The organism is Bacillus sp. M5A3_1b, assembly GCF_053345335.1.
This window is the reverse complement of the sequence record NZ_JBKEZY010000002.1, coordinates 192,601-210,997: the sequence shown is the minus strand read 5'-3', so window position 1 is coordinate 210,997 and position 18,397 is coordinate 192,601. Positions and strand designations below refer to the sequence as shown.

Genomic DNA, 18,397 nt, shown 5'->3' with positions numbered 1-18,397 from the left:
AAGTTTGAGGTAGAAAAGGGAGGTTTTATACGATGACAGTAGCTACATATGAAGTAGAAAAACAATTTTTAACATATGTGAAGAAGATACAAAATTACGGTGAAGCATTAAGCTTAATGTTTTGGGACTTAAGAACAGGTGCGCCTAAAAAAGGTGTAGACCAGCGTTCGGAAGTAATTGGTATGCTTTCATCAGAAGTGTTTGTCATGTCGACTTCAGATGAGATGGGAAATTATTTAACAGAGCTTGAAGCTTTAATAAGTGAAAATAAACTTTCTGAAACGACGAAGAAAATGGTTGAAGAGTGTCGTAAAGAATATGATAGAAATAAGAAAATTCCACAAGCGGAATACGAGGCGTATGTGAAATTAGAAGCGAAAGCGGAAAGTGTGTGGGAAGAAGCTCGGGAAAAATCTGATTTCGAAATGTTCCGTCCGTATTTAGAACAAATAGTTGAATTTAAAAAGAAATTCATTACATATTGGGGTTACGAAACATATAAATATAATACATTATTAGATATGTATGAGCCAGGTATTACAGTAGAAGTGTTAGATCACGTATTTGGTCAACTTCGTGAGCGTATCGTTCCGCTTGTAAAAGAAATATCGGAGTCACAAAAGAGATTAAAGACAAGTGCTTTATCAGAACATTTTTCAAAAGAAAAACAAAAGAACTTTACATTAGAGTTATTAAAGCAATTGAATTATGACTTTGAAGCAGGTCGCCTTGATGAAACGGTACATCCATTTGAGATTACATTAAATAGAGGGGACGTTCGCATTACAACACGCTATGATGAAAAAGATTTCCGTATGGCAGTGTTTGGAACAATTCATGAATGTGGCCATGCTGTATATGAACAAAATATTGCAGAGAAATTCGAAGGTACACCGCTATGTAGTGGAACTTCTATGGGTATTCATGAGTCACAATCATTATTCTTTGAGAACTTTATCGGTCGTAATAAATCATTCTGGAAGAAAAATTATGATTTATTAAAAGAGTATAGCGATGGTCAATTCAATGATATATCAGTAGATGAGTTTTATGATGCGATTAACGAATCGAAGCCATCGTTCATTCGTATAGAAGCAGATGAGCTTACATATCCGCTTCACGTCATGGTTCGTTATGAACTTGAGAAAGAATTATTTGATGGTACATTACAAGTGAAGGATTTGCCAGCGGCTTGGAATGATAAGATGGAAGCATATTTAGGAATTCGTCCGGAAAGCGATGCACAAGGTGTATTGCAAGATGTTCACTGGGCTGGTGGTTCATTTGGATACTTCCCATCTTATGCGCTTGGTTATATGTATGCAGCGCAATTTAAGCAAAGAATGTTAAAAGACATTCCGAACTTTGATGCATTATTAGAAGAAGGAAACGTAACACCAATTCGTGAATGGTTAACAGAAAATATTCACCAATACGGTAAAACCAAAAAGCCACTTGAAATTTTAGAAGATGTGACAGGTGAAGGATTAAATGCAAACTACTTAGCAGATTATTTAGAAGCGAAGTATAAAGAAATCTATGAGTTATAAAAAAGAGCTGCTTAATTGCAGCTCTTTTTTTCAAGGGGGATAGAAGAATGGATTATACATATACAGTAATGACGCAAGAAGAAGCAGAAGAAATTGCATATAACTGGCATTATGAAGGGAGGTATTCCTTTTACGATATAGGTGCAGATGAAGAAGATTTAGCTGAGTTTTTACATGATGAGAGTAGAGGAGATCATACATTTTCTGTGAAGGAAAACGGCACTCTCATTGGTTTTTTTACTGTTTGTAAAATAAATGACGGAACGGTTGATATAGGTCTTGGAATGAGACCTGATATAACTGGAAATGGATTTGGTTTACAGTTCGTAAACGCTGGACTAGCTTTTAGTAAAGAAAAATATGGTTGTAATTATATAACGCTATCAGTAGCGACATGTAATGAGAGAGCGATTAAAGTATATAAAAGAGCAGGATTTGAAGTTGTTGGAACGTTTATACAGAAAACAAATGGTAGTTGTTTTGAGTTTTTGAAAATGAATTATATATGTAAAAATGATTAAGAAACAGAGGAGATCTTCTGTTTCTTTATTTTGATTTAGAAGTATAGGATACATATTTTTGTACTTGTTGTAATTGAGAGTTTTGAAATTTTGACAGAGGATGTGTATGATTGAACTTTAGTAGCAAATAGCAGGTTTAGCAAGGAGAGGTAGAATGATTACAATTAAAACGAAAAATGAAATAGATTTGATGCATGAATCTGGGAAATTACTTGCTTCATGTCATAGGGAAATTGCCAAAATGATGAAACCAGGTATTACGACAAAAGAAATTGATACGTTTGTTGAAGCTTATTTAGAAAAGCATGGTGCAACATCTCAGCAGAAAGGTTACAACGGGTATCCATATGCGATATGTGCATCTGTAAATGCTGAAATGTGCCATGGGTTTCCCGCCAATGTTCCTTTAACTGAGGGGGATATTGTAACAATTGACATGGTAGTAAACTTAAATGGTGGTCTTTCAGATTCTGCTTGGACGTATAGAATTGGAAATGTTTCTGATGAAGCAGAAAAGTTATTGTTAGTAGCTGAGAATGCTTTATATAAAGGGATTGATCAGGCGGTAATCGGTAATCATGTAGGAGACATTGGCTATGCAATTGAAAGTTATGTAGCTACTGAAGGTTTTTCGGTTGCAAGAGATTTTACGGGGCACGGGATTGGTAAAGAGATTCATGAAGAACCAGCAATTTTTCATTTTGGAAAGTCAGGACAAGGGCCTGAGTTACAAGAAGGGATGGTTATTACAATTGAACCGATTGTAAATATAGGTATGCGATATTCTAAAGTAGATTTAAATGGATGGACTGCGAGAACGATGGATGGGAAATTATCAGCTCAATATGAGCATACAATTGCGATTACAAAAGATGGGCCGATTATTTTAACGACGCTTTGAAATATTATGTAAGAGTTTACAAAACTCGAACGAAAACAGTTCTTTTTAAAATTTTGTACGTGTTTTTTCGGTAAATGCTTTTCAAAGTATAAAAAGTGCGTTATAATCCTTCTATAAAATAAATAGTTAGCTACACTCATATAATCGCGGGGATATGGCCTGCAAGTTTCTACCGAAGTACCGTAAATACTTTGACTATGAGTGAGGACGAATATATTTGCTTGTTTAGCATTCTTTTTTGCGAAACTCCAAAAGCGCGTCTCTCACTTGTAACGAGTGGTGGCGGCTTTTGGAGTTTTTTATTGCATAAGAGGGGGAACAAACATGAAAGTATTACAAGAAAAGATTTTGAACGAAGGAAAGGTTTTATCTGGTGACGTATTAAAGGTAGATGCATTTTTGAATCATCAAATTGACCCAGTACTTATGCAAGAGATTGGAAAAGAATTTGCTAAACGTTTCAAAGAAGAGAACATTACAAAAATCGTAACGATTGAATCTTCAGGCATTGCACCAGCAGTTATGGCTGCATTAGAGCTTGGTGTAAAAGTAATCTTTGCAAGAAAACGTAAATCGTTAACGTTACAAGATAATATGTACGTTGCAAACGTATATTCATTTACGAAACAAGAAACGAATGAAATTTCATTATCTCGAAATCATATCGATGAAAATGACCGTGTTTTAATTATTGATGACTTTTTAGCAAACGGTCAGGCTGCTTTAGGTTTAATGAGTTTAGTAGAGCAAGCTGGAGCAAGTATTGCAGGAATTGGTATTGTTATTGAAAAAGCATTCCAAGATGGAGGAAAGAAGCTTCGTGAACAAGGAGTTCGTGTTGAGTCACTAGCAGAAATTGCATCACTTGATAACGGAACAGTTACATTTGTACAGCAAGAAACTGCGGAGGTGAAATAAACGATGAAGCAACATCCATTTAAAATCGCATCGCTTGGTATGCAGCATATGCTTGCTATGTATGCTGGAGCAATTATTGTTCCGCTTATTGTGGGCGGCGGACTTGGTTTAAATCAAAAAGAGTTAACATACTTAGTCTCAATTGATTTATTAATGTGCGGCGTTGCGACAATTTTACAAGCATTATCAAATCGTTTTTTCGGTATTGGACTTCCAGTTGTACTTGGTTGTACATTTACAGCGGTTGGCCCAATGATTGCAATCGGGAAACAATACGGCGTGTCTTCTATTTATGGAGCAATTATTGCTGCCGGGTTATTCGTTGTTATTTTTGCGAAATTATTTGGAAAGCTTGTAAGACTGTTTCCACCTGTTGTAACAGGATCTGTCGTTACCGTAATTGGAGTTACACTTGTTCCAGCAGCGATTAATGATATGGCTGGAGGAGTAGGAAGTAAGGATTTTGGTAGTCTTGAAAATTTAGCGTTAGCATTTGGTGTATTACTATTTATCATCATTATGTATCGTTTCTTTGATGGATTTATTCGTTCAATCTCTATTTTACTTGGCCTATTGTTCGGTACAATTGTCGCAGCATTTATGGGGAAAGTAAGTTTGCAAGCGGTTGGAGAAGCGGATTGGTTCCATGGTATTCAGCCGTTTTACTTCGGTACACCAACATTTGAATTAACGCCAATTATTACGATGATTTTAGTTGCTTGCGTAGGGATTGTAGAAGCAACAGGTGTTTATTTTGCATTATCTGATATTTGCAATAAAAAGATTGGTGAAAAAGAATTAACAAAAGGTTATCGCGCAGAAGGATTAGCGATGGTGTTAGGTGGTATTTTTAACGCATTCCCATATACAACATACTCTCAAAACGTAGGACTTGTTCAATTAACTGGAGTAAGAAATCGCGTTATTATTTATACTTGTGGTGGTATGTTAATCGTTCTTGGTTTTATTCCAAAAATCGCAGCTATTACAACTATTATCCCGAAATCAGTACTTGGCGGTGCAATGTTAGCGATGTTCGGTATGGTAATGGCATATGGCATTAAAATGTTAAGTAGTGTTGATTTTGGTAAACAAGAAAACTTATTAATCGTTGCATGTTCTGTTGGAATTGGGCTTGGGGTTACAGTTGTTCCGACATTATTCTCACAACTTCCTGAAAACATTCGTATTTTAACAGATAACGGAATTGTACTTGGAAGTGCGTCAGCAGTACTATTAAATATTGTATTTAATATGGTGCCGCAGCGTAAAGTGAAAGAAGAGCCAGTGTCTATGCAAAGTGCAGTAAGAGAAGCGTAAAAAAGCAAGGTCTCATTATGAGACCTTGCTTTTCTTTTTAAGTGGCATCATTTTCCCATACGTACCAAGACGCCAAATGTACTCAAGTGGCCCGTATTGATAACGTGACAGCCACCAGCGGCTAATAAAGATTTGTAACGTATAGAAACTAATGCAAAATAGAGGACCTACCCATAATGGAGCAAGATAATCATTTTTGAACAATAGTCCGAATACAAGTAATGTAACAATTGTATGTGAAATGTAGTTTGTTAACGCCATTCGACCAACATACTGGAACGGACGTAATAATGTTTGCCATCTTTCTTTTTGTAATAAACGCATTAACGTGACAATGTAGAAGATGAACAATGTCTTTCCGCTTATCATCGTAATACCCATAAGTGAAAATGGTGTGTATGGTTGATTGTTCATAAAGAAGTAAACCATAATAAACCACATCGGTAATGTTAAAATGAACATAATGATTTGCCATTTTTTAAGTTTTAGATCTAATTCTTTAGCACGGCGGAAAATGTCTTTTTTACCGGCATATAATCCTAGTAAAAACAATCCTAGTGTTTCAGGAAGCATAATAAGACTGTTACTTATTGCTTCAGAATAGAAAGAATGGAATCTGTCTGTAATTTGTAAGCCCCAGTTTTCTAACGGCATAATGGCTATGGAAAGGCCTAGTTCATCTACCGGCACTAATAACATGAGAAGAGAACCTACTAATGTGAACAATTGCATGAAACTTAATAGTACAATTGACCATATTAAAATAGTGCGTGGCTTTCTCTTGTAAAATAAAAATAAGAAAAATCCAGCGATTGCATAACTATGTAAAATGTCTCCGTCCCATAAAAGAACGTAATGTAAGAAACCAAATAATAATAAAATAAGTAAGCGGCGAACAAATAAAGTTTTTGGGCGATCTGTTTTCGCTTCAGCACGAGTCATAAAAATGTAAAAGCCTAGGCCGAATAAAAACGAAAAGATTGTATAAAATTTTGTTTGAATAAACATATCGTAAAATAGGCGAATATAGCTGTCTATCCCTTCGTAAATTCCTGTAATATCACGTGAGTCAACCCCGGCGATAATTGGCCAGTTAACAAGAAAAATACCTAGTACAGCTATCCCTCTAATAATATCGATGGAATGTATCCTCTCGCCTTGTGAAATATTTTGTGTCATTATTTTCCTCCTTGTTAAGTAATTCCCTTTTATTATACAAAATGTAAAGAGGAGGGTATATAGGTAATTTCCAATTTTTAAAACTGTTAAGATATGTATTATGAGATATAATAAGAGTGCACAACAAGTTTTAACCTTCTTCAAACCAGGCAGTAAAGCTCCTTTCTATAAGGAGCTTTCTTTATGAAAAGTATTGATAATGATTCTCTTTAATGATAAAATGTATTCAAAAGTGATAATCATTATCAAAAAAAGGTTGGTGCATGAGCATGGTATATGCATTAGTAGCAGGTACAGTCGCTGTATATGCAGTTATTGCAAAGTATGTTTTAAATGGAGTAGGAACAGCAAAATGAGTGATATGACATAAAATCCCTTTCATTTGTAAAAAGAATGAAAGGGATTTTTTATTTTTAATGAGAATATGCTGAAAATTTAGTATGATAGTAAAGTGAAACTGTAATCGATGAGGGGATGTATCTCCTGATGATTATGAGCTCGCAAATAGCGGGAAAAAGTATATACATCTTGGATAAAGGGGAACAAGGGGATGACAAACATAGTACAGACAAACGGTATGAAAAAACTTGTTTGTTTTTATGAAGAGTGGCAAAAACACGGCGATGCAGAGAATAGTGTAAAGTTGTTTGAGGTGATTCAAAAATATAAACAAGAACAGCTTATGATAGCGTTCTGCGGTCACTTCTCTGCAGGGAAATCAACGATGATGAATCATCTATATAAAGCGCAGTTGTTACCAACAAGTCCAATTCCGACAAGCGCTAACGTTGTCAAAATTGAAAAAGGAATGGATCGTGTTGTTGTAACAGTTAAATCTGGAGAACAGTACGAATATGATGGTGCATATTCAGCTGAAGAATTAAAACAAATTTGTAAAGACGGTGATGAGGTAATTGGTGTTCATATTTATCGGAATGATGCGCCAATTCCTGAGGGTGTTATGTTAGTTGATACACCAGGGATTGATTCAACAGATGATGCCCATCAATTAGCGACAGAATCAACGCTGCATCTAGCAGACGTGATTTTTTATATGATGGATTATAATCACGTCCAATCGGAAGTGAATTTGCAATTTGTTAAAGAATTGAAGCAACGTAATAAAACGGTTTATCTCGTTGTAAATCAAATAGATAAACATAAAGAAAATGAATTATCGTTTGAGGATTATAAAGATAGTGTAAAACAATCGTTCTCTAACTGGGATATTGAAGTAGATGGAGTGTATTATACTTCATTACGAATGATGAACCATACACATAATGAAATTGGGAGCTTAGAAACATTAATTACTTCTATTATGAAAGAAAAATTGCAGTATGTAAGAGATGGAATGGAGCGAGAAACAGAATATTTAATGGGGGAACATTTTTCATTTATTCTTTCAGAAAATGAAAAAGCTCTTTTGAAATATGAGGAAGAGCTAGCGTCGCCGCTTTCTATTTCAGAGATAGTTGAAAAGAAAGAAGAGCTAACGGAAACTAAACAACGCGAGGCTAGTAAAGAATCTCATGTGAGAAACGAATTTATAAAAGGCTTACAAGCTATATTAGATAACGCGTATTTAATGCCATTTGAAATGAGAGAATTGGCAAATGCGTATTTAGAAACGAAATTAACTAAATTTAAGGTCGGTTTGCTGTTTGCGAAAGGAAAGACGGAACAAGAAAAACAGAGACGTTTAGATGCTTTTTATTCTGCTTTGCAAAAGACTGTTGAAACGCAACTTGATTTTCATGTGAAAGAATTTATCGTTGCCTTCTTAAAAGAAGAAGGATTGTTCACAGAGGAAATTGGGAAAGACATATATGCTTTAGAAATTGCTTTTGGACCAGAAATGTTAGCTGAAGTCATTAAACAAGGTGCAGGTTTCACAGGTGATTACTTACTTCTTTATACAGCGGATGTAGCGAATGAACTGAAGAAACGTTATTTTACAAAAGCGCAGCAAATTTTTGATAAAAGTGCAGTCGTTTTAAAGCAAAAGGTGAAGGAAGCAGTTGCACACATTGAAAAAGAGATTGAAAAATATATGATGTTGCAAACGGCAAAAGAAACGCAATTGCAATACAGTAACAATTTAGAGACATATGAAAGTTATTTGCAAAATGTTTGGCACGAGCGTGTTGCTACACCAGAAGGATTGCAAATAGAGGAGATATTGCAAAGTAAAACACAAATTGTTAGTGAGAAATTCACACTACAAGAGCAGGAAAGCGTAAACGATAACGTAATGGCTCGTGAGGAAGAGATAAAAGGAACGGTAGCATTAAATATTCAGCGTATATTAGAGAAAGTGAAGAAAGCTGAAACGATATTAGAGCCATTGCCAGCGCTGAAACATGTACAACAAGAGGTAATAGAAAAAAGGTGTCGTGTGGAAACGAAACAATTTACAGTAGCGTTATTCGGAGCTTTTAGTGCTGGGAAATCATCATTTGCCAATGCATTGCTTGGTGGGAATGTACTTCCTGTATCACCAAATCCGACGACGGCAACGATTAACCAAATTTTGCCGGTTACAGAGGAAAAACCACACGGAACAGTAATGGTTCAATTCAAATCAAAGCAAGCTCTATTAGAAGATATGAAAGCTGTTTATAAGTTGTTTCATTATGAGATTACTACGTTAGATGAAGCGTTAGCACAAATTGATAAAGTTATGAAATATCCTTCACCAACTGGGAAGCAAAAAACAACATTTAGCTTTTTACGAGCGGTACAAAAAGGGTATGATACGGTTTCTGCTCATTTAGGGGAGCAAGTACAAGTTACATTAGAAGAGTTTTCTGATTATGTAGCGAATGAAGAAAAATCATGTTTTGTTGAGTACATGGAGCTTTATTATGATTGTGCTTTAACAAGGCAAGGAGTAGCGCTTGTAGACACACCTGGAGCGGATTCTATTAACGCCCGCCATACGGACGTTGCGTTCCAGTATATTAAAAACGCAGATGCTATTTTATTTGTAACGTATTATAATCATGTGTTCTCTCGTGCTGACCGTGAATTCTTAATCCAGCTTGGTCGTGTAAAGGATACTTTTGCACTTGATAAAATGTTCTTCTTAATTAATGCGGCCGATTTAGCAGAGTCTGAAGAAGAACTTGAAATGGTAAAAGGTTATATCGCAGACCAGCTACTGCAATATGGTATTAGAAATCCGCGTTTATTTGCAATTTCAAGTTTATGTGCACTTGAAGAGAAGCAAGGAAAGAATATTGAAAAAGAGAAGTACGGTATTTTACAAAACTCTGGGGTTGCTAAGTTCGAGGAATCATTTACATCCTTTATGATGAGAGATTTAATGCTAGTATCTGTTCATGCTTTATATGGTACATTGCAAGGAGCAAATCAGCTTTTAGTAAATATGATAAACGGTGCAAAGCAGGGGAATGAAGAGAAAGAGAAGCAAACGAAAAAATATGAAGCAGAGCGTGATCAGCTACTTCATATTATTTCATCATATAGTGTGCTTGCTGAAGAGCAGGCGATGCAAAATGAAGTGAAAGAATTGCTTTATTACGTGCAACAGCGTCTATTCCTACGCTATAACGATGTGTTTACTGAATTTATTAATCCAGCATCGCTGCGAACGGATGGGAATGTGAAAGTGCAGTTGCAACAGTGCGTTATGGAATTAGTGGCATTTATTCAGCATGATTTACTACAAGAAATGCGTGCGACATCATTACGCCTTGAGAAATGGATAGATGAAGCGATGAAGCGTGCAAAGAATGAAATTGTGGTGAACTGTAAAGTAGAAAATGAATCAATTTCTATGAGTGGAACAGTGGATTATGAATATAAAGATATTGCACATAAAGAACCATTCCCTTCAGTTGAAATAAAAGATTTCAAAAAAGCACTGGCGCATTTTAAAAATGAAAAAAGCTTTTTTGAAAAAAATGATAAAGCTTTCATGCAAGAAGAGGCTAAAGTTGTATTAGAGCCTTTCGTATCAAACTATGTAGCTGATGAAAAAGATTTATTTGTTCATCATTATAAGCAAGAGTGGGATTTGAAATGGAACTTATTCCAAAAAGTGATGCAGCAAGATGTGATGAATTATTATGAAAGTGTATTATTTGCATTGGCTGAAACAATTGATGTATCACTATATGAACAAAGTAAAGAACAATTGCAAAAGCAGTTAGTAGAGATTGAAAAAGAAATTTATGTGATATAGTCGTTATGAGAAAAAGATTCGTTCAATTTTCTTTTGCAATACTGTATCTAAAGATTTGACAAACCCAGCAAATTCATCGGTAGAAATCATATGAGTAAGAACGAGGCGTCTGCCGTCTGGTGTTTCACCGCATAAGACGAATGAAGAAAATTCATATGTTTTGTTTTCTACTACTAATTTTGGGTAGGAATACGTGTCGCTTTTCTTCTTCTTTCCATCAATAGAGATGACGTTGCACTTTTTCTCATTGTTGTCCATGGTGAATCCCTCCTTTCTATTATTTATGGTAGACAAGGAGGGATTAGAACAATAGAGAAAGGGGAGTTTTTTATGTGTGTAGTAATAGAGTATATTTCGAAAGAAGCTATACCGAAACCTTTATTATTGCTTGCTGATCCGAGTGAGGAGCAAATTGATGCATATGTACAAAGAGGGAAAACATATGTAGCTAAGCAAGAGGGGAGAGTTATCGGTGTATATGTTCTTTTGGAAACAAGGCCGAAGACGATGGAAATTATGAATATTGCGGTTGTAGAGCATTTGCAAGGAAAAGGGATTGGAAAGCAGCTATTAAGTCATGCCGTAGAAACTGCTAAAGGATATGGTATGTCAAAACTTGAAGTTGGTACGGGCAATTCTAGTGTTTCACAACTTGCTTTATATCAAAAATGTGGATTTCGTATTTTTTCTATTGATTTTGATTACTTTTCGAAGCATTATGAAGAAGAGATTATTGAAAATGGGATTGTATGCCGTGATATGATTCGGCTTGCAATGGAATTGAATGAGAACGTATAACTTATTTAGGGGGAAGAGAAGATGGAAGTACATAAAGCAATTACAGCACATTCTCGTAAACAAAATGAAAGTGTAAAAGCATGTTTACAATTAGATGCGCAGCGTGAAGCAGCTATTGAAGCAGCCGTATCTCTTGCGTCAAATGGGAAAGAATTTTCGGTTGATGTCATTAATGTTGTAACAAAGCAAATTAATGATCTTGCAAAAAATGGTGTTACACTAGAGCGTAAATATGTTACAGAAGAAATGGTTATGGAGTATGTAAGTCGTTTGCAAGAGAAAGAAGGTCGTTAAAGATGATAGTTACAGTCGAATGGTTACGTGAGCATATAGAAGATGAGAATGTCCGTATAATCGATTGTCGTTTTGATTTAGCGAATCCTAATTGGGGTAGAGAAAAGTATGAGGAAGAACATATTCTTCATGCATTATATTTTGATTTGAATTTAGATTTATCAAGTCCTGTAACAGAACATGGTGGTCGCCATCCATTGCCGAATATTGAGGAGTTTGCAGACAAGCTTTCACAAGCTGGTATTGATGAACATACGACAGTAATTGCATATGACAGTCAAGCGGGTGCAAATTCTTCTCGTCTCTGGTGGTTATTAAACTATGTAGGACATGAGAAAGTATATATATTAGATGGTGGATTTCCAGCTTGGAAAGAGAATGGACTACCGATAACAACGGAAATTCCTGTTGCTATACGAAAAACATTCAAAGCAAATGTACAAGATTATATGCTTGTAACGATGGAAACGGTGAGAGAGAATATTCATGCAGGTGCAGATGTTACGTTAATTGATTCTAGAGAGCCAAAGCGTTATGCTGGTGTAGAGGAACTAGTTGATCCAAAAGCAGGACATATCCCGACAGCAGTAAACTATTTTTGGAAGGATGGAATTGTACAATCAGGGCAATTTAAGAATGAAGCTGGGCAACAAGAACGATTCCGAAATCTTTCGAAAGATAAGGAAACAATTGTATATTGTGGTTCTGGTGTTACAGCCTGTCCAAATATCCTTGCATTGAAATTAGCTGGATTCCAAAATGTTAAATTGTATGCAGGTAGCTGGAGTGATTGGATTTCTTATCCAGAAAATCAAATTGCAAAAGAAGAAGATTAATCACTTGCATGCAAAAATAATTTGTATTAAAATAAGGTCACAAGCAAGAAATTGCTCGAAAAACTTTGTATTTTACACATTGGAAACAATGTGATAATATAACGACAAGTAAATAATACATCCTGCGGTGTACGTAACTTATTTATGTCTAAAACCGATGTTAGTTATACGGAAGCTCAATATTTAGCGACCATCATCAAGCCTTCCTTGTGGAGGAAGATGTACGGTAACTGTGAGGGCATCCACCTGCGAGTAGCGGGTTTTTGGACATTTACGAGGAGCGGCACGTGCGGGGGGCTTATTTCAACTAACATTATATAAAATTCCTACGGTGTACGTAGCTTATGCATGTCTTAAACCAATAAGTTTAATATGGAAGTTCAATATTTAAATGTAGCTAACATGCCATCTTTTTAAGAAGGAAGTTACAAACATTTGTGAGAGCATCCACCTGTGAGAGCAGGTTTATGGACATCTAGAGAGAACGGCATATGTGGGGCTATATAAAAACCTTACGTTTTATACGTAAGGTTTTTTTGTTGCATACATATATCTATTTTATCTGGATTCACCTGTGAAGTTTCCATAATAAATATAGCACTTTCTATCTTCATCAATCTCTCTTGAATCTAAAGCGAACTCCATATGCATGCCGTCGCGCTGAATATATATAATGTCTGAATGAAGAGATGGCAAAATTTCTTCATAGTTCCATACATCTTTCCGATCTATTATGCTTGAACTCGTTTCACTTAGTTCTCTAACCTCAAAACCGATGTGAGAGTATGTAGGATCTGAAGTGTCATTTGCAAACTCTTCTTTTTGAATATATATAACTGCTATTCCGTCTGGATCTACTGAAGTAGCAGTAACAACATATGTCTTGTTATCCTTTATAAAATATTCACATGTCATGCGCGCGATGATTTCAGAATTAGAAATATTTGCGTAGTTCCATAAAGCAGGATACCTTTTCGTTTCATCATTAAGTCGATATTCTAAGCGCATTTTATCCCTCTTCTTCCTTTTTCTTCTACTTTATCATGCTATCTTATATAATAGGAATAGAATTTAAAAAGGGGAGTGCGAAGGTGACAAAAACGAAATGGCTAGTAGGTGGTGTCGTAACGTCTTTAATGACTGGCACCTTATTTGGCTGCGCACAAGATCTTCCCCCAAAACCGAATGATAATAGTTGTTCAGATTGGGATTGGGATGATGAACTTGGGGTATGGCAGTGTGATGATAGTAGGTCAGGTTATCGTGGGCATTATTTTTATGGTGGGAGTTACTATCAAAATAAATCCACTTTTAAAAATTCATCGGCGTTTAAATCTTATCAATCGTCTGCGGAATTTAAAGGTGGAATTGGAAGCGGTTCAAAGGGAGGATTTGGGGGCTAACATATGTCGCAATACATAAGAGAACGAAAAGCGTTTTATTCGAAATATCCGAATTTTTGGTCGGATTTATATGAATGTGAGTATAGTTTGTTTCATGTTTTCTCTATAACAAATCAGACTATGAAACAATTGCAATTAGCAACTGAACGAATGGGGAAAATATTTTTTAAGACTGCTAAACTTTTGCGGAATTTAAGTGACGAACAGCTTCTTGAACTTGGGTATCCTTCTGCAAGCTTATCGTTTATTAGAATGAAAGGATTATATCCTGAATCTATTATTTCACGATTTGATTTCGTTTTAACAAGTGATAACCAAATTAAAATGCTTGAGTTTAATAGTGATACACCAACTTTTATTATGGAATGCTTTCAAATGAATGGAAAAATTTGTGGGAAACTAGGCTATGATGATCCAAACTTGGGTCAAGAACGATTACTATCTTCTGGTGTTACAAAGGCCGTAATGGAAGCGACAAAGGGAATAGATAACCCAAATGTTGTTTTTACAGCACATCATGAACATATTGAGGATTGGAATACGACTATGTATTTGAGTCAGTTATGCCATGTTGAAAATAAAGTAGTGCCAATGTCAGAACTTAGAATTACAAAAGATGCTTTAGTGGATAGGGATGGAGTACAGATTGATATTTTATATCGCCAAACATATCCGATAGAAGATTTAATTGAGGATCAAGATCCTGAAACAGGAGACTTCGTAGGTGTGGAACTGTTGCAACTTGTAAAAGCCGGAAAGCTTTTTATAATAAATCCTTTGTCAGCATTTTTGCTTCAGCCAAAATCAATTCAGTGTCTGATTTGGGGGTTAGCAGAAGAAAAGGCCTTTTATACAAATGAGGAACAACAGTGGATTAAAGAATATATGTTACCTACATATTTAGAACGAGATTTATTTTTAGGAAAAGGCTCTTTCGTTCAAAAGCCTTCATTTGGTAGAGAAGGAGACACAATTACCGTTCGCGATAAGGACGAAAATATTATGATTCAAAATGCACACCAAACGTATAAAGCGTCACTGCCGATATTTCAAAAGTATACAGAACTTCCAGTCGTATCTTTGGAAACAGAGAAAGGGATGGAGAAACTGTCGTATGTGTTTGGTTCGTTTCTAATTGCTGGAAAAGCGAGTAGTATCGGTATTCGCGCTGGGGAAAAAATTACGGGGAATGAATCGTACTATTTACCGGTAGGTATAAAAAAGGAGGAAAGTATATGATTAATTTTTTATTATATTTAGCAGTAACACTGGGCCTTTTATGCATTGGTCTGTTCCTCATGGAAGTGACAACGAAAGTAAAAGAATTTAAGTTAATGGCCCAAGGGAATAAGGCGGTAAGCTATGTACTTGGAGGACGATTACTTGGATTAGCTATTGTTTTATATTCGACAGCAGCTAATTCCATTTCACTTCTTGATATGGTTTCGTGGGGAGCCGTTGGGATTTTGGCTCAAATTATCGTCTTTTATTTAGCTGAGTGGCTTACACCACGCTTTAATATAAACAAAAGTCTTGAAGAAGATAATCAAGCAGTCGGTCTTTTTCTTATGTTTTTATCGCTTTCCATTGGGATTGTAATTGCTGGTTGTATAACTTATTAAAACCTTTACGTTAGTTCGCCATACTTTTCGAAAAAATTGTAGGCTACTGTTGACATCTATTTTAAATAAGAGTAACATTTTCTATGTAATAAAAATAAGTCTCTGTTAGGTGAGGCTCCTGTATAGAGAAATGCTACTGCCCAAAAATGTCGAGAGACGCCAATGGGTCAACAGGAATGATCGAATTAAGGTTTTTCTTAACGTAGCTGGTAATGTACCTATGCTATACAGTGCTAAAACTCGGCGAGGGAGAGGTCCGTAGATTTCTAATTGTTTAGGAATCGTTTATTTGTGTATGCCATGACCTTTACTCTTTTCGGAGTAAGGGTCTTTTTGTTACAAATCTATGAGTAACTTCATAGTATAAACTATAAAATTAAACGAGGAGGTGAGGAGCATGTCAAATTCTGACTCGGTTCCGTTACCCATATACTTCAAATCAAAAATATATGATGTAGGCAGGAAACGACTTGTTCCTCCCTCTATATTTATCATAATGTAGCGTTTATATGCATGTTTAAGCGCTAAACACTGTTACGGTAAAAGTGGATAAATTGAGAAACAAAGCGTTTCTTCCTATGTTGTACAGGAGGAGACGATAATATGTTATATGCAAACAAAACTGTGGGTAACACGTCATATAAATTAAGTAAAAAATCAATGAAAGAACAAACAATGCTTCAAAAAAATAAAGATTTATTAATTGAAATCGCAACGAGAGATGTAAAATCTGTATTTGCGTATTTTAAAACAACAAGAGACGGATTATCTATGAAAGAGGCACAAAAACGCATTCAAGTATACGGCCGAAACGAATTAATTTCAAAAAGAGCGCGTATTGCGGAAGTAATGATGAAGCTAAGTGGAATGATTCCAGGTTTTTCAAAACAACATGTGCGTGATGGATTACAATGTGAGAAAATTACTGTGTCTCGAGTAGAATGTTCTAGTGTAACAGGTTTAAACGGTAAATTAAAAATGATGAATGTGCCAGTACAAGAGCTTGTTCCTGGGGATATGATTTTTCTTTCAGAAGGTGATACAGTACCAGCAGATGTACGTATCATTTACGCGAATGATTTATTAGTAAATGAATCCGTGCTAACAGGAAAAGATGCAAGGATTGAGAAATTTGAAAGTTGCTATCACCTTGAGCGTAAACGATTCATTCCTTTAAAACGAATGAAAGACTATAATCCACTTGAACTTGAAAACGTATGTTTCAAAGGGACTCATATTGTTGGCGGAAATGCAAAGGCTGTAGTTGTTTCGACTGGGAAAAATACGTATACAGGAATTCTTCATACTTGTTGTAGTAGAACGTCTTAATGTGTAAATGATGCTAAATATACAAAAACAATGTATAATAGACAAAGTTGAAAAAACGTAGAATGGTAATCTATTTATATAACCTTACGTGATGACGTGGGGTTATTATTTTTTTGGTAGGAGAGGGATTATGAAAAAAGTATTATTAGTTGATGGTATGGCACTATTATTTCGTGCTTTTTACGCAACAAGTGTCTACGGACAATTTATGAAACGACAAGATGGTACCCCTACAAATGGGATTCATGGTTATATGAAACATTTATTAACAGCTATGCAAGCAGTTGAACCGACACATATCGTAACATGCTGGGATATGGGTAGTACGACATTTAGAACAGAATCGTTCTCGAATTATAAAGCGAATCGTGTAGCGCCCCCTGAAGAATTAATTCCGCAATTTGATTTAGTTCAAGAAATGACTGCGAAATTGTCTATTCCAGTTATCGGTATGAAAGGGTATGAAGCGGATGATTGTATCGGCACGCTTGCAAAACAATACTGTAATGAAGCGGAAGTGTATATTTTAACAGGTGATACGGATTTACTTCAGCTTGTTGATAAGAACGTTACAGTAATGCTCTTGCGCAAAGGAATCGGAAATTACGAATATTACACACCAGAGAAAATCATGGAAGAAAAAGGCGTAGAGCCGTGGCAAATCGTGCATGCGAAAGCATTCATGGGAGATACGAGCGATAATTACCCAGGTGTAAAAGGTATCGGGGAAAAAACAGCGTATAAATTGATTCAAGAGCACGGAACAGTAGCAACTGTACTAGAAAATGTAGCATCATTAACGAAAGCGCAGCGCACAAAGATTGAAAGTGATTTAGAGAACTTAAATATTTCATTACAATTGGCACAAATTCATTGTGAAGTTCCAATTTCATGTTTACTAGAAGAAGGATTACACACAATGGATGAAGAAAAACTTAGATTCGTTTGTGAAGAAATGAATTGGGGAAGACCTGAAATATTAATCAATATGCTATAAATAGTTTTGAAAGAGGGGTGTTATATAAGTCAAAGTTTGACTTATATAACACCCCTCTTTTTGTTTTTACGAACAGTATCGTAGTAAATAAAATTATATCGAACTCAATTTTAAATATATAAATGTTTCGACAAAATATATTGATAGAAGTTGATGACAATAGCAACTTTTATAATGAAATGAAGCAATTTCAAAATGGTTTTAGGATGATCACATTTTTGTATGTTCACAAAGTTGTCAGAAAATAAATGAAATTTTCATATGAAGTTCAAATGGAATTCACAACAATCAATTATTATAAGGACACACAGATAATTCCTTATCTTTTATATAAACCATCCCCCAAGGAGGAAAATGAAAATGAGAAAAAAAGTGAGAAAATCTTTTAAACAATTATTAATTGAAAATAAACAATCACTATTAAATAATAAAGAAAATATGAAAGAAATTGAAGAAAGAATTGAGAAACGACATGTAGCATACAGAGTTGCTAGTAATTGAGTAAGATAATTTGGCCTA

At 35.3% G+C, this 18,397-nt stretch carries 18 protein-coding genes, 2 other RNA genes and 2 riboswitches; of the genes, 17 read left to right on the top strand and 3 right to left on the bottom strand.

Translation table 11 applies throughout. From position 1 onward, the window contains the following. Positions 1–32: 32 nt before the first annotated feature. The 5 genes from ypwA to pbuX all read left to right on the top strand — a co-directional run bounded on the left by ypwA (position 33) and on the right by pbuX (position 5,210). Positions 33–1,550 carry a carboxypeptidase gene (ypwA, locus tag ACLBWW_RS07220; protein WP_000215108.1) on the top strand — a complete coding sequence of 506 codons (1,518 nt, stop codon included), beginning with the start codon at positions 33–35 and terminating at the stop codon, positions 1,548–1,550. Positions 1,551–1,597: 47 nt separating this feature from the next. Then, on the top strand, positions 1,598–2,071 hold the full coding sequence (locus tag ACLBWW_RS07215; protein WP_048543481.1) for a GNAT family N-acetyltransferase: 474 nt from the start codon (positions 1,598–1,600) through the stop codon (positions 2,069–2,071). A gap of 154 nt (positions 2,072–2,225) precedes the next feature. Then, positions 2,226–2,972, top strand: a complete 747-nt coding sequence (locus ACLBWW_RS07210; protein ID WP_048543478.1) for a type I methionyl aminopeptidase — start codon at positions 2,226–2,228, stop codon at positions 2,970–2,972. A gap of 116 nt (positions 2,973–3,088) precedes the next feature. Continuing rightward, positions 3,089–3,190, top strand: a riboswitch (purine riboswitch). 106 nt (positions 3,191–3,296) lie between these two features. Then, positions 3,297–3,890: a xanthine phosphoribosyltransferase gene (locus ACLBWW_RS07205; RefSeq protein ID WP_000866483.1), complete on the top strand. Its 594-nt coding sequence runs from the start codon at positions 3,297–3,299 to the stop codon at positions 3,888–3,890. A 3-nt stretch (positions 3,891–3,893) separates the two neighbouring features. Beyond that, complete coding sequence (gene pbuX, locus ACLBWW_RS07200) at positions 3,894–5,210, top strand: xanthine permease PbuX (RefSeq protein WP_048543477.1); 1,317 nt, start codon at positions 3,894–3,896, stop codon at positions 5,208–5,210. 15 nt (positions 5,211–5,225) lie between these two features. Here pbuX and ACLBWW_RS07195 read toward each other — a convergent pair whose 3' ends face one another. Further along, positions 5,226–6,389 (bottom strand): DUF418 domain-containing protein, encoded by a 1,164-nt coding sequence (locus tag ACLBWW_RS07195; RefSeq protein ID WP_098132589.1) that lies wholly within the window; start codon positions 6,387–6,389, stop codon positions 5,226–5,228. 550 nt (positions 6,390–6,939) lie between these two features. Here ACLBWW_RS07195 and ACLBWW_RS07190 point away from each other — a divergent pair. Beyond that, complete coding sequence (locus ACLBWW_RS07190; RefSeq protein ID WP_098132590.1) at positions 6,940–10,599, top strand: dynamin family protein; 3,660 nt, start codon at positions 6,940–6,942, stop codon at positions 10,597–10,599. A gap of 3 nt (positions 10,600–10,602) precedes the next feature. Here the strand turns inward: ACLBWW_RS07190 and ACLBWW_RS07185 are convergent, their stop codons facing one another. Further along, positions 10,603–10,857 carry a DUF3931 domain-containing protein gene (locus tag ACLBWW_RS07185; protein ID WP_000369740.1) on the bottom strand — a complete coding sequence of 85 codons (255 nt, stop codon included), beginning with the start codon at positions 10,855–10,857 and terminating at the stop codon, positions 10,603–10,605. Positions 10,858–10,929: 72 nt separating this feature from the next. Here ACLBWW_RS07185 and ACLBWW_RS07180 point away from each other — a divergent pair, with 72 nt between their 5' ends. From ACLBWW_RS07180 to ssrS (ACLBWW_RS07160), 5 genes are all read left to right on the top strand, one after another. Next, positions 10,930–11,397 carry a GNAT family N-acetyltransferase gene (locus tag ACLBWW_RS07180; RefSeq protein WP_048543472.1) on the top strand — a complete coding sequence of 156 codons (468 nt, stop codon included), beginning with the start codon at positions 10,930–10,932 and terminating at the stop codon, positions 11,395–11,397. 21 nt (positions 11,398–11,418) lie between these two features. Further along, positions 11,419–11,691, top strand: a complete 273-nt coding sequence (locus ACLBWW_RS07175) for a YpbS family protein (RefSeq protein WP_000451816.1) — start codon at positions 11,419–11,421, stop codon at positions 11,689–11,691. Between the two features lie 2 nt (positions 11,692–11,693). Next, on the top strand, positions 11,694–12,527 hold the full coding sequence (locus ACLBWW_RS07170) for a sulfurtransferase (RefSeq protein ID WP_098977610.1): 834 nt from the start codon (positions 11,694–11,696) through the stop codon (positions 12,525–12,527). A gap of 116 nt (positions 12,528–12,643) precedes the next feature. After that, a non-coding RNA gene (ssrS, locus tag ACLBWW_RS07165) (6S RNA) lies at positions 12,644–12,827 on the top strand. Positions 12,828–12,847: 20 nt separating this feature from the next. Beyond that, a non-coding RNA gene (gene ssrS, locus ACLBWW_RS07160) (6S RNA) lies at positions 12,848–13,031 on the top strand. 54 nt (positions 13,032–13,085) lie between these two features. Here ssrS (ACLBWW_RS07160) and ACLBWW_RS07155 read toward each other — a convergent pair. After that, positions 13,086–13,535 carry a hypothetical protein gene (locus ACLBWW_RS07155; RefSeq protein ID WP_098132592.1) on the bottom strand — a complete coding sequence of 150 codons (450 nt, stop codon included), beginning with the start codon at positions 13,533–13,535 and terminating at the stop codon, positions 13,086–13,088. An 83-nt stretch (positions 13,536–13,618) separates the two neighbouring features. Here ACLBWW_RS07155 and ACLBWW_RS07150 point away from each other — a divergent pair, with 83 nt between their 5' ends. The 6 genes from ACLBWW_RS07150 (at position 13,619) to ACLBWW_RS07125 (ending at position 18,379) form a co-directional block, all read left to right on the top strand. Next, positions 13,619–13,930 (top strand): hypothetical protein, encoded by a 312-nt coding sequence (locus tag ACLBWW_RS07150; RefSeq protein ID WP_000169026.1) that lies wholly within the window; start codon positions 13,619–13,621, stop codon positions 13,928–13,930. A gap of 3 nt (positions 13,931–13,933) precedes the next feature. Further along, positions 13,934–15,169 (top strand): glutathionylspermidine synthase family protein, encoded by a 1,236-nt coding sequence (locus tag ACLBWW_RS07145; protein ID WP_098222365.1) that lies wholly within the window; start codon positions 13,934–13,936, stop codon positions 15,167–15,169. After that, on the top strand, positions 15,166–15,552 hold the full coding sequence (locus ACLBWW_RS07140; protein ID WP_000606860.1) for a DUF350 domain-containing protein: 387 nt from the start codon (positions 15,166–15,168) through the stop codon (positions 15,550–15,552). Before ACLBWW_RS07145 ends, ACLBWW_RS07140 begins: the two co-directional genes overlap by 4 nt. Before the next feature lie 94 nt (positions 15,553–15,646). Next, positions 15,647–15,812: riboswitch (M-box (ykoK) riboswitch) on the top strand. Between the two features lie 343 nt (positions 15,813–16,155). Beyond that, positions 16,156–16,881, top strand: coding sequence for a P-type ATPase (locus ACLBWW_RS07135; RefSeq protein WP_447613967.1), 726 nt, complete (start codon positions 16,156–16,158; stop codon positions 16,879–16,881). A gap of 130 nt (positions 16,882–17,011) precedes the next feature. Further along, entirely contained in the window at positions 17,012–17,878 is an 867-nt protein-coding gene (locus ACLBWW_RS07130) for a 5'-3' exonuclease (RefSeq protein WP_107134503.1), read from the top strand. A 360-nt stretch (positions 17,879–18,238) separates the two neighbouring features. Beyond that, a complete protein-coding gene (locus tag ACLBWW_RS07125) occupies positions 18,239–18,379 on the top strand; it encodes an FbpB family small basic protein (RefSeq protein ID WP_001228045.1) in 141 nt (46 codons plus the stop codon). Positions 18,380–18,397: the final 18 nt, after the last annotated feature.

Coding starts and splice junctions, on each gene's coding strand:
- ACLBWW_RS07140 (WP_000606860.1), top strand. CDS start 15,166: ATGATTAATTTTTTATTATATTTAGCAGTAACACTGGGCCTTTTATGC.
- ACLBWW_RS07180 (WP_048543472.1), top strand. CDS start 10,930: ATGTGTGTAGTAATAGAGTATATTTCGAAAGAAGCTATACCGAAACCT.
- ACLBWW_RS07190 (WP_098132590.1), top strand. CDS start 6,940: ATGACAAACATAGTACAGACAAACGGTATGAAAAAACTTGTTTGTTTT.
- ACLBWW_RS07195 (WP_098132589.1), bottom strand. CDS start 6,389: ATGACACAAAATATTTCACAAGGCGAGAGGATACATTCCATCGATATT.
- ACLBWW_RS07170 (WP_098977610.1), top strand. CDS start 11,694: ATGATAGTTACAGTCGAATGGTTACGTGAGCATATAGAAGATGAGAAT.
- ACLBWW_RS07125 (WP_001228045.1), top strand. CDS start 18,239: ATGAGAAAAAAAGTGAGAAAATCTTTTAAACAATTATTAATTGAAAAT.
- ACLBWW_RS07185 (WP_000369740.1), bottom strand. CDS start 10,857: ATGGACAACAATGAGAAAAAGTGCAACGTCATCTCTATTGATGGAAAG.
- pbuX (WP_048543477.1), top strand. CDS start 3,894: ATGAAGCAACATCCATTTAAAATCGCATCGCTTGGTATGCAGCATATG.
- ACLBWW_RS07205 (WP_000866483.1), top strand. CDS start 3,297: ATGAAAGTATTACAAGAAAAGATTTTGAACGAAGGAAAGGTTTTATCT.
- ypwA (WP_000215108.1), top strand. CDS start 33: ATGACAGTAGCTACATATGAAGTAGAAAAACAATTTTTAACATATGTG.
- ACLBWW_RS07130 (WP_107134503.1), top strand. CDS start 17,012: ATGAAAAAAGTATTATTAGTTGATGGTATGGCACTATTATTTCGTGCT.
- ACLBWW_RS07175 (WP_000451816.1), top strand. CDS start 11,419: ATGGAAGTACATAAAGCAATTACAGCACATTCTCGTAAACAAAATGAA.
- ACLBWW_RS07215 (WP_048543481.1), top strand. CDS start 1,598: ATGGATTATACATATACAGTAATGACGCAAGAAGAAGCAGAAGAAATT.
- ACLBWW_RS07210 (WP_048543478.1), top strand. CDS start 2,226: ATGATTACAATTAAAACGAAAAATGAAATAGATTTGATGCATGAATCT.
- ACLBWW_RS07135 (WP_447613967.1), top strand. CDS start 16,156: ATGTTATATGCAAACAAAACTGTGGGTAACACGTCATATAAATTAAGT.
- ACLBWW_RS07145 (WP_098222365.1), top strand. CDS start 13,934: ATGTCGCAATACATAAGAGAACGAAAAGCGTTTTATTCGAAATATCCG.
- ACLBWW_RS07155 (WP_098132592.1), bottom strand. CDS start 13,535: ATGCGCTTAGAATATCGACTTAATGATGAAACGAAAAGGTATCCTGCT.